This window comes from Enteractinococcus helveticum, assembly GCF_020742345.1.
Lineage (GTDB): Bacteria > Actinomycetota > Actinomycetes > Actinomycetales > Micrococcaceae > Yaniella > Yaniella helvetica_A.
The window spans coordinates 1-3,347 of record NZ_DYXC01000114.1 but is presented as its reverse complement, the minus strand read 5'-3'; the positions used below and the strand labels follow the sequence as shown (position 1 = coordinate 3,347).

General features: G+C 52.3%; 2 protein-coding genes. Both read left to right on the top strand.

The window, feature by feature from the left end; genetic code table 11:
* Positions 1–453 precede the first annotated feature (453 nt).
* Positions 454–2,145: a choice-of-anchor L domain-containing protein gene (locus tag K8V32_RS10140; protein WP_303906737.1), complete on the top strand. Its 1,692-nt coding sequence runs from the start codon at positions 454–456 to the stop codon at positions 2,143–2,145.
* A gap of 325 nt (positions 2,146–2,470) precedes the next feature.
* The coding region (locus K8V32_RS10135; RefSeq protein ID WP_303906734.1) for a LamG domain-containing protein at positions 2,471–3,347 on the top strand (877 nt) is incomplete at its 3' end.

Here is a 3,347-nt window from a genome sequence, read left to right as displayed (position 1 = left end):
AACTGTCTACCGACACGCATCCACGACCCGGGTACGGAGAATTCTTCCACTCGCCGTCATTCTCGCGTTATCTGGGAAGCGTTGCATGCGATCCTAGTTTGGCTCTGGGCTCGCAGCGATCGACTTGGGTGATCCGAAAGTATCTGAGGGCGGTCCTGAGCTTTCGTGTGAAGGTTGAAGGATGCCAGGGTGGGCGGACACCGGTTCTTGTTCAACAGTGTTACACAACTTGTCTTTATCCGGAAGCTGTGCCTGAGCTGGGCTTCTGTGGCACTATTCCTGGAAATACCCTGGGATTCAGTGGAAATGCTGTTGTGTGTTGCACTTCATTTTGATCCTGAAGTCCGAATTTCATATGCTCAGATACTTGTATGTTCCAATATATCTAGCAACGTGACTTGATAGATATATTGGACTGCAAGTCCACTCTCATCAACATCTCAGGAAATATTTATGAAGTTACGCCCTGTACTCACGGTGGGCGCGGTCGGTTCACTGATCGCAGTAGGAAGTGTAGTTCCCGCGTATGCGGATAATGGTCAACAAGTCGAAGACCTGACCGAGCTGAGTGCCGATGTGCTGGCACAGTCGCTGGTAGGTGAGAACATCGTCGTCGAAAATGTCACCTACACCGGTGCTGATGAGGCCTCTGGCACATTCGCCGGATTCGCAGATGCTATTGGTATTGAGACGGGTGTTGTCCTGTCCACAGGCTATGCCGACAACGATTACTCTGAGACCGGAGAAATCCTTCGAAAGGCCGTGCTTTACGGTCCAAATGATGCGTCCGGCACAAGTTTCATCTTAGGTGCTGAGGGAGACAGCGACCTCGAAGAGTTAGTCGGGACACAAACATATGATGCTGCTGTGCTGGAAATTGACTTCATCCCAGAAAATGAGTCGGTCACCTTTAACTATGTATTCGGGTCTGAAGAATACCCTGAATTCGTTGGTTCAGAATACAATGATGTCTTTGCATTCTTTGTCAATGGGGAGAATCAAGCCACCATTACCGAAGATGATGGTACCGAGACGTTTGTTTCGATTAACAACATCAATGCTGAGCGAAACTCGCAATATTTCCGCGACAATGACAATGTGATGGGAGAAGATTCTCCATACAATACCGGCTTGGATGGCATGACCACCGTGCTGGGTTTTGAAGCTGACGTCAACGCTGGTGAAGTCAACACCTTGAAACTAGCTATTGCTGATGTTAACGACCGGATTTTTGATTCTGCGGTGATGATCGAAGCCGGCAGCTTCTCATCGCCGATTAACGTCCCGCCGGTAGCTGAGGACCAGCAGCTTGAGACCGGTGTTGACGAGCCGCTGGACATTATTTTGGCCGCCACCGATGAAAACGACGATGAACTGACCTATACCGTGAATACGGATGATCTTGCAGGGACCCTCGAAGGTGAAGGTGCAAACTGGGTCTTTACCCCTGATGAAGGTTTTGAAGGTTCAACGTCCTTCGAGTTCGTAGCTAACGATGGCCACGCCGATAGCAACACTGCAACCGTGTCCATTGTTGTTGGTGAAGCACAAAACACCCCGCCTGTGGTAGACGATCTGGATATTGAAACGGAATTTAATACTCCGGTGGATGTCACTCTGGTGGGCTCTGATGCAGATGGCGACGACCTGACTTTTGAGGTAGTCAATACTGACGACCTTGCAGGTGAACTCGACATTGATGGGGAAATCGTTACATTCACTCCCGAGGATGGTTTCTCTGGAACGACTTCCTTTACCTATATTGCCAACGATGGTGCAGAAAATAGCGCTGAAGGCACCGTGACTATCACCGTTGCTGAAGAAGAAGTCGTTGAGCCAACTGAAACACCGGAACCTACACAGACACCGGATCCAACGCAGACACCGGATCCAACGGAGACATCGGGGCCAACGGAGACCTCGGGGCCAACGCAGACACCACCGCCGACCCCGACGGAAACGGTAGATCCTACTGAAACGGATAAACCAGTAGAAGAAGAACAAGAAGAAACCCCGGTACAAGAAGTTTCTGATGAGCAACTCTCGGATACCGGGTCCACTGCGGGAGTACTGGCCATTGGCGGTATTCTCCTGGTGGCCGCAGGAGGAGCGCTCCTGTATGTGCGTCGTCGTACAGCCAACTAGGTAATACGCGAGCACTCTAAGGCATTATCCACCGTCAGCCTCGAACCACCCGATGGTTCGAGGCTGACGTGTATCGTAAAGAAACCCCAGATCAGGGTGCGCCCCGGCTCTGTCGAACACATTCTGAACATGAGGTGTGCGCCAGAATACTCAACAGCTTCCTGGCAGCCCAATGGCGTGTTGGGTACTGGACGTTCATGCCGTTGGGGTTGAAAGTTTCATTATTCGTTACGGAGTTTTTGCTTACTCATGGTTGGGTGACGGGTTGTTGGCTTCTATGAAGACCGAAGTCAGTCCGTTTTTTATCGCAAGGAAAACTACCCCTATGCCTCACCGCTTAACCACCTCAAATGGTCCAACTGTGCTTCGTCGAAAACTGCCCCTGGCGGTTATTTTGCCATTGACTGCCGGCCTGCTGGTGACTGCTCCACCTCCTGCTGCCTTTGCGGCCACCGATGGTTCTGTTGTGCACGCCACACAAATCACCCAAGATGTTCCTGAAGCTGATCTGTTGGACGTCTCCTTTGAAGATGGTAGCGCCACCGATACCGCACAGGGCCGTAGTGTCGAAGTCTTCGGGGAACCAAAAATTGCTGATGATCCTGCCCTGAACCGTGTGACCGCCGATTTTGATGGCGATGATGCGTTCTCCTACCCAATGACCGCAGATGATTATGACACCATGCAAGATGGGTTCAGCGTGGAGTGCGGCTTCATGGCAACTGCTGCAACCACTGACGAAGATACCTTCTGCGGCAATAAAGAAGCCGGCGGATGGGCCATGGTGGTCAAAGACGGTCGGGCAGCGTTCATGCTGCACGCCGATGGCGGGTACACCTTTGCCTGGGCTGATATTGACCTGAACCGCTGGTATCACGCGGCCGGTGTCTATGACGGCGAGACGGTGAAATTCTATTTAGACGGTGAACTGGCAGCTGAGGCGGTTGCCGGCGGGCCAATGACTATTCCGCCCAACGATACTGCCCACAACATGGTGATCGGTGCCGATAGTGGCCCGAATCATCGCCCTGGCCAGCACGCGTCCGTCAAGGTTGACGATGCCAGATTATTCAGTGAGGTCCTGGATGCCCAGCAGGTTGCTGCACTGGATCAAGCCTCCTTTGCCGGGCTGCGACAAGACCAACCTGAACTTGTGCAAAGCACTCCGGCCGATGGCAGTGAACTCACCCAGGCGACCGAAT

Bases quoted from the DNA above. Each gene is read 5' to 3' on its own strand.
- K8V32_RS10140 (WP_303906737.1), top strand. From the start codon at position 454: ATGAAGTTACGCCCTGTACTCACGGTGGGCGCGGTCGGTTCACTGATC.